This window comes from Cellulosimicrobium sp. Marseille-Q4280 (genome assembly GCF_943181405.1).
GTDB lineage: Bacteria > Actinomycetota > Actinomycetes > Actinomycetales > Cellulomonadaceae > Cellulosimicrobium.
Genome location: NZ_CALPBY010000003.1, coordinates 353,779 through 370,527, shown reverse-complemented (window position 1 = coordinate 370,527; position 16,749 = coordinate 353,779). Strand labels below are relative to the sequence as shown.

Here is a 16,749-nt window from a genome sequence, read left to right as displayed (position 1 = left end):
CTGGCCGTGCACAGGCCCGACGACGCGCGGTCCCGTCCACAGCCGTGCCCCGACGAGCCGCGCGGTCCGGAGGAAGACTCCTAGCGTGCGGCCATGACGTCGCCTCGCCACGCTCCGCAGCCTCCCCCGTCCCGGTCGCCGGTCGCCCGGGCGCCGCGCCGCAGCGACGTGGTCGTGCGACAGCGGCTGCGTGCGGTGGCCGGCGGAGCCCGGCCGGCGCTCGCCTGGCACCCGGCCACCGAGGCCGTCGAGATGGTCCGGGGAGAGGAGCCGGAGCGACCCCGTGTCGCGACCGAGCCGGGGCCGAACGGGTGGCTCCCGGCTCGGCCTGATGCTCTGGCCGGGACCGGGACCGGGACCGGGGACGGGGCCGCGAGCCGGGCCGAGAGGCAGGACGACCCGCTGCCCGACCTCGCCAGGGAGGGCGATGACCGATCTGCGGCCGACGCGCTCGGGCTGCGGGCCCGGAGGCGGGCCGCGACGACCGTCGCGCACGCGTACGCCGCGGCGCACGGACACCCGACGACGCACTCGGGGTTCGCCGCGCTCGACACGTCCGACGAGGCCGTGGAGCCCGGCGCCCGACGGCTGCGCACCGGTGTCGCGGTACGTGTCGCCGTCGCCGGCTCCCTGCTCGTCCTCGTGCTCGGCGGGGTGACGGCAGCGCTCACCCTGCGACCCGAGCCGGTGGCGGCGCTCGCCCAGGTCGATGAGGGTCCGACGCCGGAGGTCGATGAGCACTCGGGCGAGGCGGGCACCGGGTCGACGACGGACGCCGCGGTCGGCGCGCACGGCAACATCGCGGGGGCCGCGCACGGCGGCACCACGGACGCGGGACCGGGTACGTCGTCGGCCGCGGACCCGTCGTCCGCGAGCGCGGCGGCCGTCGTCGTGCACGTCGTCGGTCAGGTCGCGGCACCCGGCCTCGTGAGCGTGCCTGTGGGCGCACGCGTCGCGGATGCGCTCACGGCGGCGGGCGGGGCGTCGCCGGACGCCGACCTCACCGCGCTCAACCTCGCACGGACCGTCGTCGACGGCGAGCAGATCGTCGTGCCGCGCCCGGGCGAGGCGGTCGCCGTCGCGCCGCCCGCCCCGGGGACGGCGGCCGGGACGACGGCGCCAGGGTCGGCCACCGGGACGGCGGCAGGACCCGTCGACCTCAACACCGCCGATGCGGCGACCCTCGACGGACTTCCGGGTATCGGTCCGGTGCTCGCGGAGCGCATCGTGGCATGGCGCGACGCCAACGGCCGCTTCACGTCGGTCGACGAGCTCGGGGAGGTCAGCGGGATCGGGCCCGCGACCCTCACCGACCTGCGCGACCTCGTCCGCGTGTGACGGACCTGCGGCTCGCCCCGGCGGCGCTCGCGGCGTGGACGGCGGCCGTGGTCGGCGTCGGAGGCGCGCCGGGTGCCGTCCTGGGCGCGGCGGTCCTCGGTGCGGCGGCCCTCGGTCTGACGTGCCTCGCCGTCGTCGGCCGCGCCGTCGTCACCCGGAGGACGACGTCGCCGTCGGACGGCACGCACTGTGTCGGCACCGCGACCGAGCGACGATCGACGAGACCGGGCGGGCGCACGTGCGGACCGGTGCGTCGCGCCGGGGTCGTGGGGCAGGTGGTGCTCGTCCTCGCCTGCGTGACGGCGGTGCTGCTCTCGTGCGGTGCCCAGCTGGTCGAGCGGGCCGGTTCGGGCCTCGCCGACCTCGCGCAGGACGGAGCCACGGCGCGCGTCACGGCGACCGTGCGCTCGGCGGTCGTCCCGCGGACGAACCCGTGGACGGGGGAGGAGGACCGCCGCGAGGTCCGGGTCGAGGCGGTCCGGCTCACGGCACGAGGCGTCACGACCCCCGCGTCGGGCCCTCTCGTGGTCGCGGGAGGCGGCAGCTCGTGGGACGACCTCGCCTACGGGGCCACGGTCGAGGCCGTCGGCACGCTGTCCGTCGACGGCGACCGCACGTTCCTCCGCGTCGACGAGGCCCCGCACGTGCTGGAACCGGCCTCGGCGCCGCTGCGTGCGGTGCACTCGATGCGGCAGGGCCTTCTCGACGCCACCGCCGGGCTCTCCCCGCAGGCACGCGGTCTGGTTCCCGGCGTCGCGGTCGGCGACACGTCGCGCCTCGACCCGGAGCTCGACGAGGCGATGCGCACGACGTCCCTCACGCACGTCACCGCGGTGTCGGGCGGCCACTTCGCGATCATCGTCGCGTGCGTCGCCGCGCTCTGCGTCGCGCTGCGTGTCTCGCGCACGGTGCGCGTCCTCGTGACGGGCGCCGCCATGGCCGGGTTCGTCGTGCTCGTCCACCCGGAGCCGAGCGTGCTGCGCGCGGCCGGCATGGGTGTCGTCGGCCTGACCGGCGTCCTGCTGGGTCGCCCGTCGCGGGCGGTCGCGGCGCTCGGGGCCGCCGTCGTGGTGCTGCTCGTGCTCGACCCGTGGCTCGCGCGGTCCTACGGCTTCGTGCTCTCGGTGGCGGCGACCGCCGGCCTCGCGCTCGGTACGACGCCCCTCGCTCGCACGATCGCGCCGTGGTGCGGGCGCACGGCGGCGCACGTCGTCGCCGTCCCGGTCGCGGCCCAGGTCGCGTGCGCCCCGATCCTCGTGCTGCTGGAGCCGTCGGTGAGCGTGTACTCCGTGCCGGCGAACCTCGTCGCCGCGCCGGCGCTCGGTCCGGCGACGGTGCTCGGTGTCGTCGCGACGCTCCTGGCACCGGTCTGGCCGGCGGCGGCGACCGCCGTCGCCGCCCTCGCGGGGATCTTCACCGGCTGGATCGCGGGCGTGGCGGAGGTCTTCGCCGGGCTCCCGGGGGCACGCCTGCCGTGGCCCGGCGGTGTCGGCGGGCTGCTGCTCCTCGCCGCCCTCACGGCGATCGGCCTCGCGGCGGTCCTGCGTTCCCGCGCCCTGCGACGGCTCGGTGAGCGGCGCGAGCTGCTCCGCGCCCGCCGCCGACCGTGGCGCAGCCGGCTGCGCGGACACCTGCGTGCCGTGCGCAGGGCTTCTCGCCCGGTCCTGATCACGGCGCTGGGAGGGATCGCCGCGGTGGTCCTCGTCGTCGTCCTCGTGGGGCGTCAGCTCGCGGTCGTCGACGACGGGGTCCCGGACGACTGGGTCGTCGTGGCCTGCGACGTCGGCCAGGGCGACGCGCTCGTGCTGCGCTCCGGACCGTCGTCGGCGGTGGTCGTCGACGTCGGCCCGGCCGGCGCCGCAGCCGACCGGTGCCTCGACGGCCTCAGGGTCGACCGCGTCGACCTGCTCGTCCTCAGTCACTTCCACGCGGACCACGTCGGTGGGCTCGACGCGGTCCTCCGAGGCCGGGTGGTCGAGCGTGCCCTCGTCACGGGGACGCGCGACCCCGTCGCCCAGGCGGACAGCGCTCTGGGAGCGCTCGAGGACGCGGGCGTGCCCGTCGAGGTCGCGCACCCGGGGGACACCGCTCGCGCGGGCGGGCAGGACGGGGTGCGGTGGGAGGTGCTCCAGGCCGGTGCGGGGACCGGCGGTGAAGGCGTGGGTGGCGAGACCTCGGTCGGCGCGTCGGACGGCGGGGCGAGCGGTGCCGAGGAGGCGGGCGTGGAGGCGGAGGGGGGTGCGAACGATGCGAGCGTCGTCCTCCTCGCCGAGGTGCACGGGGTGGAGGTCATCGCGCTGGGCGACCTGGAGGACGCGGGCCAGGAGTCGCTCGCGAGAGTGCTCGAGCACCGGGACGACGCCGCGGTCGACGTCGTGAAGATGGCCCACCACGGCTCGCGGACGCAGTCGGAGCGGCTCGCCGCGCGACTCTCCCCGGCGGTCGCGCTCGTCAGCTCGGGGGAGAACACCTACGGGCACCCGACCGACCGTGCGCTGGACCTCTACCGCGGCACCGGGGCAGCAGTCCTGCGCACCGACACGTGCGGCACGTTCGCCCTCGTCGTGCGCGACGGCGTGCTCGGTGCGGCGGGCTGCGGCTGAGCCGGTCTCGGTGCCGGTCGGGTGCCGGGTGGGTGGGTCGTGGCAGGCTTGGCGCATGCCCGCGCCGTCCCGGTCCTCCGCCCGCCCGTCCGCCGCGACCGTGGGGGACGACGTGCGGCTCGCGCCGGTCGTGCTGGTGCAGGGGCCGGAGTCGTTGCTCGCGGAGCGGGCCGTGGACGCGGTGCTCGACCTCGCGCGCGAGCGCGACCCCGAGGTGGAGAAGGTCGAGCTCGAGGCGGCGACGTACCAGCCGGGGATGCTCACGGTCGCGGCGAGCCCGTCGCTGTTCGGCGAGGCGAAGGTCGTCGTCGTGCGCGGGGCGGAGGGCGCGACCGACGCGCTGGTCACCGACGTCGTCGCGTACGTCCCGGTCGCCGACCCGGCGACGACGGTCGTCGTCGTGCACGGTGGTGGTGTGCGCGGCAAGCGCATGCTCGACGCGATCCGCGCGAGCGGCGCTCCCGTCGTCGTCGTCGAGGCGATCAAGAAGGACGCGGACAAGGCCGCGTTCGTCACCGCGGAGTTCCGTCGTGCTCGTCGTCGCATCGACGGCACGGGGGTCCGTGCCCTGGTCGAGGCGCTCGGCAACGACCTGCGCGAGCTCGCGGCGGCGTGCGCCCAGCTCGTCACCGACACCGACGGCACCGTCACGGAGCAGGTCGTCGACCGCTACTACGGCGGGCGCGTCGAGGCGACGGGCTTCCGCGTGGCCGACGCCGCCGTCGCCGGCAACGCGGGAGAGGCCGTCGCGCTGCTCCGGCACGCGCTCGCGACGGGCGCGGACCCGGTGCCGCTCGTGGCCGCGCTCGCGATGAAGCTCCGCGCGCTCGCGAAGGTCGGCGCGATGCGGGGCCGGGGCGGCGCGTCCGCGAAGGACCTGGGCATGGCGCCCTGGCAGGTCGACCGCGCGAAGCGCGAGCTCACCGGGTGGTCTCCGGAAGGGCTCGCGACGGCGATCAGCGCCGTCGCGCAGGCCGATGCCGAGGTCAAGGGCGCGGGACGGGACCCGGTGTTCGCGGTCGAGCGCGCGGTCCTGACGATCGCCGGGTCACGCGGGCGCTGAGCCGTCGACCGGGCATGCGCGAGGGGCGCCGACCCGGACGGGTCGGCGCCCCTCGCGGAGAGCCGGTGGTCGCCTCAGGGGCGACGCGTCGTTCAGAGCGCGTTGACCGACTTCGCGATGGCCGACTTGCGGTTCGCGGCCTGGTTCGCGTGGATGACGCCCTTCGAGACGGCCTTGTCGAGCTTGCGCGAGGCAGCCTGGAGCGCGGTGCTCGCCGCGTCCTTGTCGCCGGCGGCGACGGCCTCGCGCACGCGGCGCACGTACGTCTTGAGCTCGGACTTGACCGCCTTGTTGCGCAGGCGAGCCTTCTCGTTCGTGCGGATGCGCTTGATCTGGGACTTGATGTTGGCCACGTGTGAGCTTTCTGGTGTGTTCGCCGAAGCGAGCGGATAGGTCGTAGAGGGCGGCTCCAGCTCCGGGACTGGGGTGGGGAACCCGTGGAGAGGTGCTGGAGCGGTGCCCGCCGACCTGGGCGGACACGCGACCAACGAGACTACCAGTCCGGACCCCTCTCGATCCAGTCGGCCCGTGGCGTCGGGGTGGCCGGTCAGCGATGTGCCGCGACGCCCGCGACGACGCGGTCGAAGACGGCACGTCCGACGACCGCGCCCTCGCGGCGGACCGCACCCGGGTCGACGCGCAGCACGCGGTCGAGCCGCACCTCGCTGTCACGCCCCTTCGCGTCCCAGGGCCCGGAGCCGATGTCGAGCCAGTGCCGGCCCCACCGTGCCTCGTCGCGCGCGTCGCGCGAGTGGTCCTTGCTCGTGAGCATCACGCCGAGCAGCCACGGTCCGTCGGTTCCCACGAGCAGCACCGGGCGGTCCTTGCCCTGGGCGTGGTCCTCCTCGAACGGGACCCAGGTCCACACGATCTCGCCGGGGTCCGGCGCGCCGTCGAGCCGGGGCGCGTACCGCGCGCGGACGGCTCCCGCGTAGTCGCCGGGGTAGGCGCCGCCCGGACGGGACGACGGACCGGAGGCGCCCCGCGGCGTCGGGCCCGCCGAGCGCGGGGGTGCCGGACGAGGCCCGCGGGTCCTCGGGGGAGCGGACCGTCCCGTGGTGCCCGACCTCCCGGACGGACGCGAGATCCCGCGCACGACGGCGCGCGCCGCGTCGCCGAGCAGTCCCAGCCATCGGTTGCGTGCCACGCGCGGCACCCTACACGCGCGGACGGGCCGAACCGGGCGACCTCCCGCAACACCCGTCCGGGCGCCGTTACCCCGCCGACACGTGCGCGTGACGTGCCGGCATCCTGGCGCGCCTACCGTGCGGGCATGGCGGACCTGTTCGACGACTACCCGGTGTCGCGGGCCTGGGACGAGATGCTCGACCACGACGGCGCGCTGCGCCCTCGCTACGAGCGCGTGCACGCGACGATGACGCGGCTCACCGCCGGCGAGGTGGCGTCGCGCGCCGACTCGCTCGCCCGTGCGTACCTCGCCCAGGGCGTGACGTTCGACTTCGCGGGAGAGGAGCGGCCCTTCCCGCTCGACGTCGTGCCGCGGGTCGTCGAGCCGGACGAGTGGGACGTCGTGACGCGGGGCGTCGCGCAGCGCGTGCGGGCGCTCGAGGCGTTCCTCGCGGACGTCTACGGCCCGCAGCGCGCCGTGGCCGACGGCGTCGTGCCGCAGCGGCTCATCCTGTCGTCGTCGGAGTTCCACCGGCAGGCGTGGGGCATCGAGCCGCCGAACGGCGTGCGCGTGCACGTGGCGGGCGTCGACCTCATCAGGGACGAGGCCGGCGGGTTCCGCGTCCTCGAGGACAACGTGCGCGTGCCCAGCGGCGTGAGCTACGTCATCTCGAACCGGCGCGCGATGGTCCGGACGTTCCCCGAGCTGTTCTCGAGCCTGCGGGTGCGGCCCGTCGTCGACTACCCGCAGCGCCTCCTCACGGCGCTCCTCGCGGCGGCGCCCGACGGCGTCCCCGACCCGACGGTCGTCGTGCTCACGCCGGGCGTGTACAACTCGGCGTACTTCGAGCACTCGCTCCTCGCCCGACTGATGGGCGTCGAGCTCGTCGAGGGGCGCGACCTGTTCTGCGCCGGGGGCCGCGTGTACATGCGCACGACGGAGGGCCGGCGGCGCGTCGACGTCGTGTACCGGCGCGTGGACGACGAGTTCCTCGACCCCGTGCAGTTCCGCGCCGACTCGGTGCTCGGCGTGCCGGGACTGCTCGCGTGCGCCCGGCTCGGCACCGTCACGATCGCCAACGCGGTCGGCAACGGGGTCGCCGACGACAAGCTGGTCTACACGTACGTCCCGGACCTCGTGCGGTACTACCTCGGCGAGGAGCCCGTCCTGCCCAACGTCGACACGTGGCGGCTGCAGGAGCCCGCAGCCCTCGCCGAGGTGCTCGACCGGCTCGACGAGCTCGTGGTCAAGCCCGTCGACGGCTCGGGCGGGAAGGGCATCGTCGTGGGCCCGGCGGCGAGCCGCGCCGAGCTCGACGTGCTGCGGTCGCGCCTGCAGGCCGACCCGCGAGGATGGATCGCCCAGCCGGTGGTGCAGCTCTCGACGGTGCCCACCTTCGTCGACGGGGCCTTCCGTCCGCGGCACGTCGACCTGAGGCCGTTCGCCGTGCACGACGGCCGCGACGTGTGGGTCCTGCCGGGCGGCCTGACCCGTGTCGCGCTGCCCGAGGGGCAGCTCGTCGTCAACAGCTCGCAGGGCGGGGGCTCGAAGGACACGTGGGTGCTCGCGCGCGAGGAGCGCCGGCCGGAGGCTCCCGCCGGTCCGGCCGACCCCGCGGACGTGCGGACCGTGCGGACCGTGCCGGCCGGTCCCGCGGCCGACGGGGACGCCCCGACGGCGCCCGGCGTCCCGCTCGTGACCAACCCGGCGGACGACCCGGGCCGTGCCGGCCGGACCGCCCAGCAGCAACAGCAGCAGCAACAGCAACAGCAGCAACAGCAACAGCAACAGCAGCAACCGGTGCGACCGCACCGGGTGGAGCAGCAGTCGCGGGACGGCCTGCCGTCGTCCGCGCCCGAGGAGGTGGGCACGTGCTGAGCCGGATCGCGGAGTCCTTGTTCTGGATCGGGCGGTACGTCGAGCGCGCGGACGACACGGCTCGCCTGCTCGACGTCCATGTGCAGCTCCTCTCCGAGGACCCGTGGGCGGAGGAGGACCTCGCGTGCCGCGCGCTCCTCGCGGTGATGGACCACCCGGTGCCGGACGACGGCACGCTGGTCGACCGGGAGCACGTGCTGCGCCTCCTGGCGCACGACCAGATCGACCCGTCGTCGGTCGCGGGCTCGCTCGTCGCGGCGCGCGAGAACGCGCGCCGGGCGCGCGAGATCGTCTCGACCGAGCTCTGGGAGTGCCTCAACACGACGCGCAACCAGGTCTTCGGGGCGATCCGGACCGCGCCGCCGCACGAGTACTTCTCGTGGGCCCGCGAGCGCGCCGCGATCGTCGCCGGTCTCATGGACTCGGCGACGAGCCGCGACGCGACGTGGCACTTCATGATCCTGGGCCGGTCGATCGAGCGCGCCGACATGACGGCGCGGCTCGTGACGACGCAGGCCCGGCTCGGCCCGGCGGGCCCGGGCTGGACGACGCTCCTGCGTTCGTGCGGCGCGCACGAGTCCTACCTGCGGGCGAACCGCGGTCTGGCGTCGGACGAGCGCGCGGCGGGGTTCCTCCTCCTCGACCGGCTCTTCCCGCGCTCGATCGTGCACGCGCTCGAGACCGCGGAGAGCTGCCTGCGCGAGCTCGGTCCGCTGGAGGGCCGGCACGGCGTCGCCGACGAGGCGCGCCGGGAGCTCGGGATCGTGCGCACGAGCCTCGAGTACGCGCGCCTGTCGGACCTGCTCGCGTCACTGCCCGACGCCATGGAACGGGTGCAGCGCGCGTGCTCGCGGGCCTCCGACGCGGTGCGGGCGCGCTACTTCCCGTCCGGAGCGGTGACGACCTGGGTGGGTGAGGCCCTGTGAGCAGCGTCCTGCGGGTCGTGCACACGACCGCGTTCGAGTACGCCGAACCGATCACGGCGTCCTACAACGAGGCGCGCATGACGCCCGTGTCCGGCGGGCTCCAGGTGGTCGAGCAGGCGAGCGTCCGGGTGCACCCCACGACGTGGTCGCACGACTACACCGACTACTGGGGGACGACCGTCACGGTGTTCGAGGTGCTCGAGCCGCACGTGCGGCTCGTCCTGCGGGCCCACAGCACGGTCGAGGTGCGGGAGCAGGCGGCGCCCGCCGCGCCGCCGTCGTGGACGGACCTCGGCGACGAGCGCACCCTGGACGCGCACGCGGCGTTCCTCGCGGACACCCCGACGACCGCGGTGCCCGACGACGTCGCCGCCCTCGCGCTCGACGTCTCCGCGGGTCTCGAGCCGCACGCCGCCGCCGAGGCGGTGTGCCTCGCGGTGCGCGACCACCTCGACTACGTCCCCGGCGTCACGACGGCGCACACCCCGGCGCGCGAGGCGTGGGACGCGCGTCAGGGGGTCTGCCAGGACATGGCGCACCTGTGCGCGGGCGCGCTGCGCAGCGTCGGCATCCCCACGCGCTACGTCTCGGGCTACCTGCACCCGCGCCCGGACGCGGCCTTCGGCGAGCCCGTGGCGGGGGAGTCCCACGCGTGGGTCGAGTGGTGGGCGGGTGGCTGGTACGGGTTCGACCCGACGAACCGCCGACCCGTCGGGCACGACCACGTGGTCCTCGGGCGTGGGCGCGAGTACCGCGACGTCGCGCCGCTCACCGGGGTCTACGCGGGCGCCGGTGCGAGCGAGCTGGACGTCACCGTGGAGATCACGCGCCTGCGCTGAGCCGTGCGTCGCGAGCGGCGCTCACGGCGTGATGCGCTCGGCGAGCGCGGCGTCGAGCGCGGTCCGGTCGCCGTCGAGCGTCAGGCCGGCGGCGACCGCGGGGTCGGGCGGGACGCGCCGCCACAGGACGAGGGCGAGCTCCCGTGCGGGCGCCGCGAGGCGCACCTCGGCCGGCGTGCCGTCGGCGGCGCCGAGCACCCAGGTGCGAGGCGTGTCGGTGGCGGCCAGCGTCACGGGCCGCTCGAGCGGGGCCATGCGCCCCAGGCGGACCTGGCGCGGCTGCACGACGGTCACGACCTCGTCGACCGTGTCGGCCCACACGTCCGGCGCGACGTCGTCCACGACCCGGCCCGTCGCGGCGCGCAGGTCGTGAAGGTGGACGAGCGTCTCGTGGACCTGACGACGGTGCCAGAAACGTACGGTCGAGCCGGGGTCGTCGGTCTCGAGGAGCGTCCAGGCGCGGGCGTCGGGGTCGAGCGACGCGAGCGTCTCGCGCAGCTCGGCGGCCTGCTCGGCGTAGAACGGCGCGAGGTCGAACGGCCCCCTGCCGAGCGGCGTCTCCTGCCGGCGACGGGCCTGCGCCGCGGCCCAGTGGTGGATGCGCCCGACGTGCTCGACGAGGTTCCGCACGCGCCACCGTCCGCATGCCGGCACGGGCGCCCGCGGGTCGGCGCCAGGCACGTCCGTGAGGAACGCGTCCTGCAGCCGACCGAGGAGAGCGAGCCGGTCGTCCATGGAGGGAGTATGCACCGCGCCACGGACACGGCGACGGGCGCGGCCCGCGCCGTCAGGCCGCGAGCACCGCGTCCACCTCGCGCAGGAACGCGTCGAGGTCGTCGGGGTTGCGGGAGGTCACGAGCGTGTAGCCGCCCTCGTCGTCGCGCACGACCTCGCGGTCCACCCACGCCCCGCCCGCGTTGAGGACGTCGGTCTCGAGCGAGGGGTAGCTCGTCAGGGTTTTGCCCTCGACGGCCGCCGTCTCGACGAGGGCCCACGGGCCGTGGCAGATCGCCGCGACGGGCTTGCCGCCCGTGGTGAAGGTCCGCACGATCTCCATCGCGGCGTCGTCGAGGCGCAAGGAGTCGGCGTTGAGCGTCCCGCCGGGGACCAGCAGGAGGTCGTAGGAGGCGGCGTCGACGTCCCCGAAGGTGAGCTCCGGCGTCACGGCGCGGCCGGGGTCCTTGTCGCCCACGAGCGTCTGGACGTCGTCCGTGGAGACGGCGGCGACGTCCACGCGGACGCCCTCGCCGCGCAGGTGGTCGAGCGGGACGACGAGCTCGTCCTGCTCGACGCCGTAGTTGGTGACGATCGCCAGCACGCGGCGGCCGGTCAGGTCCGTTGCGGGCACGGTGGTCTCCTCTCGTGGGGGGTTCCCTCTCCACGCTAGGTCGGCACCCGCGGCTTCGCAGGACGAGGCGGCCCGTCCCGGGGGCCGGGGGGCGCGTGGGACAATGGACGTCCGTGTCGGCTCGCCGGACCACCGGCGTGACCGCCGACCGAGATTCGGGCCCACATCTGCCCGAGCCCACGCCATCGCCGACGTCACAGGAGCGCACCCGCGTTGTCCCCGATCCCCAGCGCCGAGCTGAGCACCCGGATCCAGCCGGCGGCCACGCCGCCCGAGCTGATCCGCAACTTCTGCATCATCGCGCACATCGACCACGGCAAGTCGACGCTCGCCGACCGCATGCTGCAGCTCACGGGCGTCGTCGAGCCGCGCGCCATGCGCGCGCAGTACCTCGACCGCATGGACATCGAGCGCGAGCGCGGCATCACGATCAAGTCGCAGGCGGTGCGCATGCCGTGGGGGCGGCCCGACCCGTCGGGAGCCGACCAGGCCTACGCGCTCAACATGATCGACACGCCGGGCCACGTCGACTTCACGTACGAGGTCTCGCGGTCGCTCGCGGCGTGCGAGGGCGCGGTGCTGCTCGTCGACGCGGCGCAGGGCATCGAGGCGCAGACGCTCGCGAACCTCTACCTCGCGATGGAGAACGAGCTCGAGATCATCCCGGTCCTCAACAAGATCGACCTCCCGGCGGCGCAGCCGGAGAAGTACGCGGAGGAGATCGCCGGGCTCGTCGGGGGCGACCCGGACGACGTGCTGCGGGTCTCCGGCAAGACCGGCGCGGGCGTGGAGGTCCTGCTCGACCGGATCGTCGAGCGCGTCCCGGCCCCGGTCGGCGACGCGGACGCCCCGGCACGCGCGATGATCTTCGACTCGGTGTACGACACCTACCGCGGCGTCGTGACGTACGTGCGCGTCATCGACGGCAACCTCAACCCGCGCGAGCGCATCGTCATGATGTCGACGCGCGCGACGCACGAGCTCCTGGAGATCGGCGTCATCTCGCCCGAGCCGATCATCACGAAGGGTCTCGGCGTCGGGGAGGTCGGCTACCTCATCACGGGCGTGAAGGACGTGCGCCAGTCGAAGGTCGGCGACACGGTGACGAACGCGGCGAAGCCGGCGAGCGAGGCCCTCGGCGGGTACTCGGACCCGAAGCCGATGGTCTTCTCCGGGCTCTACCCGGTCGACGGCTCCGACTACCCGACGCTGCGCGACGCCCTGGACAAGCTCAAGCTCAACGACGCCGCGCTGAACTACGAGCCCGAGACGTCCGTCGCGCTCGGCTTCGGCTTCCGCGTCGGGTTCCTCGGCCTGCTGCACCTGGAGATCGTGCGCGAGCGCCTCGAGCGCGAGTTCGACCTCGACCTCATCTCGACCGCGCCCAACGTCGTCTACGACGTCACGCTCGAGGACGGCACGGTCGTCAAGGTGACCAACCCGTCGGAGTTCCCGGGCGGCAAGATCAAGGAGGTCGTCGAGCCGGTCGTGCGCGCGACCATCCTCGCGCCGAGCGAGTTCGTCGGCACGGTCATGGGGCTGTGCAACGACCGTCGTGGGCAGATGCTCGGCATGGACTACCTGTCGGAGGACCGGGTCGAGCTGCGCTTCACGCTGCCGCTCGCCGAGATCGTCTTCGACTTCTTCGACCACCTCAAGTCCCGCACGCGCGGCTACGCGTCGCTCGACTACGAGCCCTCGGGCGACCAGGCCGCCGACCTCGTCAAGGTCGACATCCTGCTCCAGGGCGACCAGGTGGACGCGTTCAGCGCGATCGTGCACAAGGACAAGGCGTACGACTACGGCGTGATGATGACCGCCAAGCTCAAGGAGATCATCCCGCGCCAGCAGTTCGAGGTGCCGATCCAGGCGGCCGTCGGCGCCCGGGTCATCGCGCGCGAGACGGTGCGGGCCATGCGCAAGGACGTCCTCGCCAAGTGCTACGGCGGAGACATCAGCCGCAAGCGCAAGCTGCTCGAGAAGCAGAAGGAGGGCAAGAAGCGCATGAAGAACATCGGGTCCGTCGAGGTCCCGAAGGACGCCTTCATCGCCGCGCTCTCCTCGGACGGCGCGGGCGGCAAGGAGACGAAGGACAAGTCCAAGAAGTGAGCCCGGTGTGAGTCCGTCGTTGCCGGACGGCGAGCCCGTGCCCGACGACGGTGCCCTCCCCGCGTGGGTCGGTCGCCCCGGTCCCGGCGACCCGGCGCCCGCCGAGGACGTTGCGTCGGGGCGAGCGTTCGGCGTCTACCTGCACGTCCCGTTCTGCTCGGTGCGCTGCGGGTACTGCGACTTCAACACCTACACCGCGTCCGAGCTGGGCGGCGGCGCGAGCCAGTCGTCCTACGCGACGACGGCGCTGCGCGAGATCGACCTCGCGGCGCGCGTCCTGCGCGACGCGCGCCTTCCCGAGCGGCAGGTCTCGACGGTCTTCGTCGGCGGCGGGACCCCGACCCTGCTCCCGGCGGGCGACCTCGGTCGTCTCGTCGCGGGCGTGCGCGACGCGTGGGGGCTGGCGCCCGGTGCCGAGGTCACGACCGAGGCGAACCCGGACTCGGTCACGCCCGCGTCGCTCGCCGAGCTCGCCGCCGCGGGGTTCACGCGCGTGTCGTTCGGCATGCAGTCCGCCGTGCCGCACGTGCTCGCGACCCTCGAGCGCACGCACGACCCGCGGCGCATCCCCGACGTCGTGCGGTGGGCGACCGAGGCGGGGCTCAAGGTCTCGCTCGACCTCATCTACGGCACGCCGGGGGAGAGCGTCGACGACTGGCGGACGAGCCTGGCGACGGCGCTCGCGACCGGCGTGGACCACGTGTCGGCGTACGCGCTCGTCGTCGAACCCGGCACGAAGATGGCCGCCCAGGTCCGGCGCGGGGAGCTCACGCTCCCGAGCGAGGACGACCAGGCGACGAAGTACGAGCTCGCGGACGAGCTGCTCACGGCTGCCGGCCTCGGGTGGTACGAGGTGAGCAACTGGGCACGCACGGACGATGACCGCTGCCGGCACAACCTGGCCTACTGGCGCGGCGACGACTGGTGGGGGATCGGCCCCGGCGCGCACTCGTACATCGCGGCTGCCCCGTCCGGTACGACGACGCACCCGGCGGGCGCGCCGCCGCGGGACGGCCGGACCGGCGTGCGATGGTGGAACGTGAAGCACCCGCGTCGGTACGCGGCGCTGCTCGAGGCGGGGTCCAGCCCTGCGGCGGGGCGCGAGCTCCTGACGCGCGGCGAGGCGCACCTCGAGCGGGTCATGCTGCAGGTGCGGCTGCGCGAGGGACTGGACCTGTCGGTGCTCTCGACGGCGGGACGTCACGCCGTCGCCGGGCTCGTCGCGAACGGGCTCCTCGACGGTCGGGCCGCGGTCGCGGGCCGAGGGGTGCTCACCCTGCGGGGACGGTTGCTGGCGGACACGGTGGTGCGGGAGATCTCGGACGAGTGACGACGACCCAGGACGCGACGCGCACGTCTCCGCGTGCGCCCGCGTCCGGGTCCACGCCCGAGCCGCGCCGCGTCGTCGGGCACGTGCGGTCGCCGGTCGCTTCCCGCCGACCGGGACGCCCGACGGTCCGCTACCGCCGCATGGCCGGCCTGGACGGCCTGCGCGCGCTCGCGGTCGCCGCCGTCGTCGCGTTCCACCTGGCACCCGGCGCGGTGCCCGGCGGGTTCCTCGGCGTCGACGTCTTCCTGGTCCTCTCCGGCTTCCTCATCACGACCCTCCTCGTGCGCGACCAGCGCGACCGCCGTCGGATCGGGCTGCGCTCCTTCTGGGCTCGCCGCGCCCGCAGGCTGCTCCCCGCCCTCGTCCTCGTGGTGGTCGTCTGCACGGCGGCCGCCGCGGTCGTCGGGGGCGACGTGCTCGTCGGGATCGGCCCGCAGCTCGTGGGCGCGGCGACCTTCACGAGCAACTGGGTCGACGTCGCGAACGGGGCCACGTACTCGGGTGCGCTCCTGCCGCAGCTCTTCGGCAACCTGTGGTCGCTCGCGGTCGAGGAGCAGTTCTACCTCCTGTGGCCCGTGCTCGTGGTCGTGCTCTGCTCGGTCCGCCCGCTGCGCCGCGCGACGCCGTGGGTCGCGGGCGCGATGGCGCTCGCCTCGGCCGCGCTCATGGTGGTGCTGTACGAGCCGGGGACGGACCCGACGCGCGTCTACGTCGGCACCGACACCCACCTGTTCGCGCTCATGACGGGGGCGGCGCTGGCGTTCTGGCACGTGCGACCCGTCGACCGGAGCGCCTCGGCGGGCACCGACGGGGGCGCTCCGCCCGTCGTGGCCGGGACACGCACCTCCCTCCTCCCGGGCGGGCCGCGCGTACGCACCGACCGGGGGCGGCTCGGGGTCCTCCTCGGCGGGGTCGCCGGCCTGGCCGTCCTCGTGGTCGCGGTCGCGACGCTCCGCTGGGACGCGGAGCTCACCTACCGCGGCGGTCTGGTCGTGTGCGCGGTGGCGGCCGCCGCGCTGCTCAACGCGATCGTCTGCCTGCCAGGGCTGGGAGCGCTGCTCGACAAGGGTCCCCTCGGCTGGGTCGGACGACGGTCGTACGGGCTGTACCTGTGGCACTGGCCGGTGCTGGTCCTCGTCGGCGCGGTGGCCGGTCCCCGCCCGCCCGGCGACGTCGACCCCGTGGTGGTCGCAGTCACCCTCACGGTGACCGTGGTGGCGGCCGCAGCCTCGTACCGGTACGTGGAACGCCCCGTGCTCACCTCCGGCCTGCGCGGCGCGGCGCACCGCCTCGCCCGCACGGCGCGTCCCCGCGCGGGCGAGCAGGGCGCGCTCTCGAGCGCGGGCTGGGCGCTGGCCGCGGCCTGCACCGTCGTCCTCGGGCTGGCCGTCACGGGGGTCGTCGTGGCGCCCGCGACGTCGAGCGTCGAGCAGCAGATCGCCGCAGGGGAGCGGGCCGCGCGCGAGACCCGCGAGGCCGGCTCCGCCGCGTCGGCACCGCAGTCCCTCGCTCCCGTGGCCCCCGCGACCGGGGCCCCGGCAGCCGAGGACTCCGTGCCCGAGGACCCTGCCGGTCAGGACACCGCTGCTCCGGGGCCGCCGGACCCGAGCGTCCCCACGGAGGCAGGCGCTCCCGAGGACCAGGCGCCCCCCGTGCCGCCCGCGGGCGACCAGGTGTCCGTGGTCGGGGACTCCGTGACGCTCGCGAGCACCCCCGCGCTGTCCGCCGCGCTGCCGGGCGTCTACGTCGACGGCGCGGTCTCCCGGCAGATCCAGGACGCCCCGGCGATCCTGGCGGCGCTGCGGGACGCCGGCACCCTGCGTCCCTTCGTCGTCGTCGCGCTCGGGACCAACAGCACCGCGAGCGCCGCGACCCTCGATGCGGTCCTCGCCGCCGTGGGTCCGGAGCCCCGCGTCGTCCTCGTGACGGGCTACGCGGACCGGCCATGGGTGGCACCGACCAACGGCCAGATGGTCGCCGCGGCGAGCAGGCACCCCGGGGTCGTGGTCGCCGACTGGTCGGCGACGGCCACGGCCGACCCCTCCCTCCTCGGCCCGGACGGGGTGCACCCGACGCAGGCAGGGTCGGGTGCCTACGCCTCGGTCGTCCTCGACGGTCTGACGCGGGCCGCCGCCCTCGGGTGACCGTGACGGCGCGGGTGAACCGGGGCCCGGGTCGGCGTTTCG

13 protein-coding genes are annotated in these 16,749 nt (G+C 75.1%); 9 read left to right on the top strand and 4 right to left on the bottom strand.

Translation table 11 applies throughout. From position 1 onward, the window contains the following. Nucleotides 1–93 precede the first annotated feature (93 nt). The 3 genes from NFS20_RS09930 to holA are packed head-to-tail and all read left to right on the top strand — an operon-like array spanning nucleotide 94 to nucleotide 5,004. A complete protein-coding gene (locus NFS20_RS09930) occupies nucleotides 94–1,338 on the top strand; it encodes a ComEA family DNA-binding protein (RefSeq protein ID WP_251151606.1) in 1,245 nt (414 codons plus the stop codon). Beyond that, nucleotides 1,335–3,941 (top strand): ComEC/Rec2 family competence protein, encoded by a 2,607-nt coding sequence (locus NFS20_RS09925; protein ID WP_251151605.1) that lies wholly within the window; start codon nucleotides 1,335–1,337, stop codon nucleotides 3,939–3,941. Before NFS20_RS09930 ends, NFS20_RS09925 begins: the two co-directional genes overlap by 4 nt. Nucleotides 3,942–3,996: 55 nt before the next feature. Beyond that, nucleotides 3,997–5,004, top strand: coding sequence for a DNA polymerase III subunit delta (holA, locus tag NFS20_RS09920; RefSeq protein WP_251151604.1), 1,008 nt, complete (start codon nucleotides 3,997–3,999; stop codon nucleotides 5,002–5,004). Between the two features lie 92 nt (nucleotides 5,005–5,096). Here the strand turns inward: holA and rpsT are convergent, their stop codons facing one another. Beyond that, complete coding sequence (gene rpsT, locus NFS20_RS09915; RefSeq protein ID WP_251151603.1) at nucleotides 5,097–5,357, bottom strand: 30S ribosomal protein S20; 261 nt, start codon at nucleotides 5,355–5,357, stop codon at nucleotides 5,097–5,099. A gap of 194 nt (nucleotides 5,358–5,551) precedes the next feature. Then, complete coding sequence (locus tag NFS20_RS09910; protein ID WP_251151602.1) at nucleotides 5,552–6,151, bottom strand: type II toxin-antitoxin system PemK/MazF family toxin; 600 nt, start codon at nucleotides 6,149–6,151, stop codon at nucleotides 5,552–5,554. A gap of 126 nt (nucleotides 6,152–6,277) precedes the next feature. Here NFS20_RS09910 and NFS20_RS09905 point away from each other — a divergent pair, with 126 nt between their 5' ends. Genes NFS20_RS09905 through NFS20_RS09895 form a run of 3 tightly spaced genes read left to right on the top strand, consistent with a single transcriptional unit; the run spans nucleotide 6,278 to nucleotide 9,776 of the window. Further along, nucleotides 6,278–8,011 (top strand): circularly permuted type 2 ATP-grasp protein, encoded by a 1,734-nt coding sequence (locus NFS20_RS09905; RefSeq protein ID WP_251151601.1) that lies wholly within the window; start codon nucleotides 6,278–6,280, stop codon nucleotides 8,009–8,011. After that, nucleotides 8,005–8,937: an alpha-E domain-containing protein gene (locus NFS20_RS09900; RefSeq protein WP_251151600.1), complete on the top strand. Its 933-nt coding sequence runs from the start codon at nucleotides 8,005–8,007 to the stop codon at nucleotides 8,935–8,937. Before NFS20_RS09905 ends, NFS20_RS09900 begins: the two co-directional genes overlap by 7 nt. Beyond that, nucleotides 8,934–9,776 (top strand): transglutaminase family protein, encoded by an 843-nt coding sequence (locus NFS20_RS09895; RefSeq protein WP_251151599.1) that lies wholly within the window; start codon nucleotides 8,934–8,936, stop codon nucleotides 9,774–9,776. The genes NFS20_RS09900 and NFS20_RS09895 overlap by 4 nt, the downstream gene beginning before the upstream one ends. A gap of 21 nt (nucleotides 9,777–9,797) precedes the next feature. Here NFS20_RS09895 and NFS20_RS09890 read toward each other — a convergent pair whose 3' ends face one another. Both NFS20_RS09890 and NFS20_RS09885 read right to left on the bottom strand, forming a co-directional pair. Further along, the gene (locus NFS20_RS09890; protein WP_251151598.1) at nucleotides 9,798–10,511 is read right to left on the bottom strand and encodes a maleylpyruvate isomerase N-terminal domain-containing protein; all 714 of its coding nucleotides are present in this window, start codon (nucleotides 10,509–10,511) and stop codon (nucleotides 9,798–9,800) included. Nucleotides 10,512–10,563: 52 nt separating this feature from the next. Further along, nucleotides 10,564–11,124 carry a type 1 glutamine amidotransferase domain-containing protein gene (locus NFS20_RS09885; protein ID WP_251151597.1) on the bottom strand — a complete coding sequence of 187 codons (561 nt, stop codon included), beginning with the start codon at nucleotides 11,122–11,124 and terminating at the stop codon, nucleotides 10,564–10,566. Between the two features lie 213 nt (nucleotides 11,125–11,337). Here NFS20_RS09885 and lepA point away from each other — a divergent pair, with 213 nt between their 5' ends. From lepA to NFS20_RS09870, 3 genes are read left to right on the top strand one after another with little or no spacing between them, the layout of a single operon-like run. After that, nucleotides 11,338–13,233, top strand: a complete 1,896-nt coding sequence (lepA, locus tag NFS20_RS09880; protein ID WP_285821119.1) for a translation elongation factor 4 — start codon at nucleotides 11,338–11,340, stop codon at nucleotides 13,231–13,233. Between the two features lie 7 nt (nucleotides 13,234–13,240). Beyond that, complete coding sequence (hemW, locus tag NFS20_RS09875) at nucleotides 13,241–14,563, top strand: radical SAM family heme chaperone HemW (RefSeq protein ID WP_251151596.1); 1,323 nt, start codon at nucleotides 13,241–13,243, stop codon at nucleotides 14,561–14,563. After that, complete coding sequence (locus tag NFS20_RS09870) at nucleotides 14,560–16,707, top strand: acyltransferase family protein (RefSeq protein WP_251151595.1); 2,148 nt, start codon at nucleotides 14,560–14,562, stop codon at nucleotides 16,705–16,707. Before hemW ends, NFS20_RS09870 begins: the two co-directional genes overlap by 4 nt. The last annotated feature ends 42 nt before the right edge of the window (nucleotides 16,708–16,749 follow it).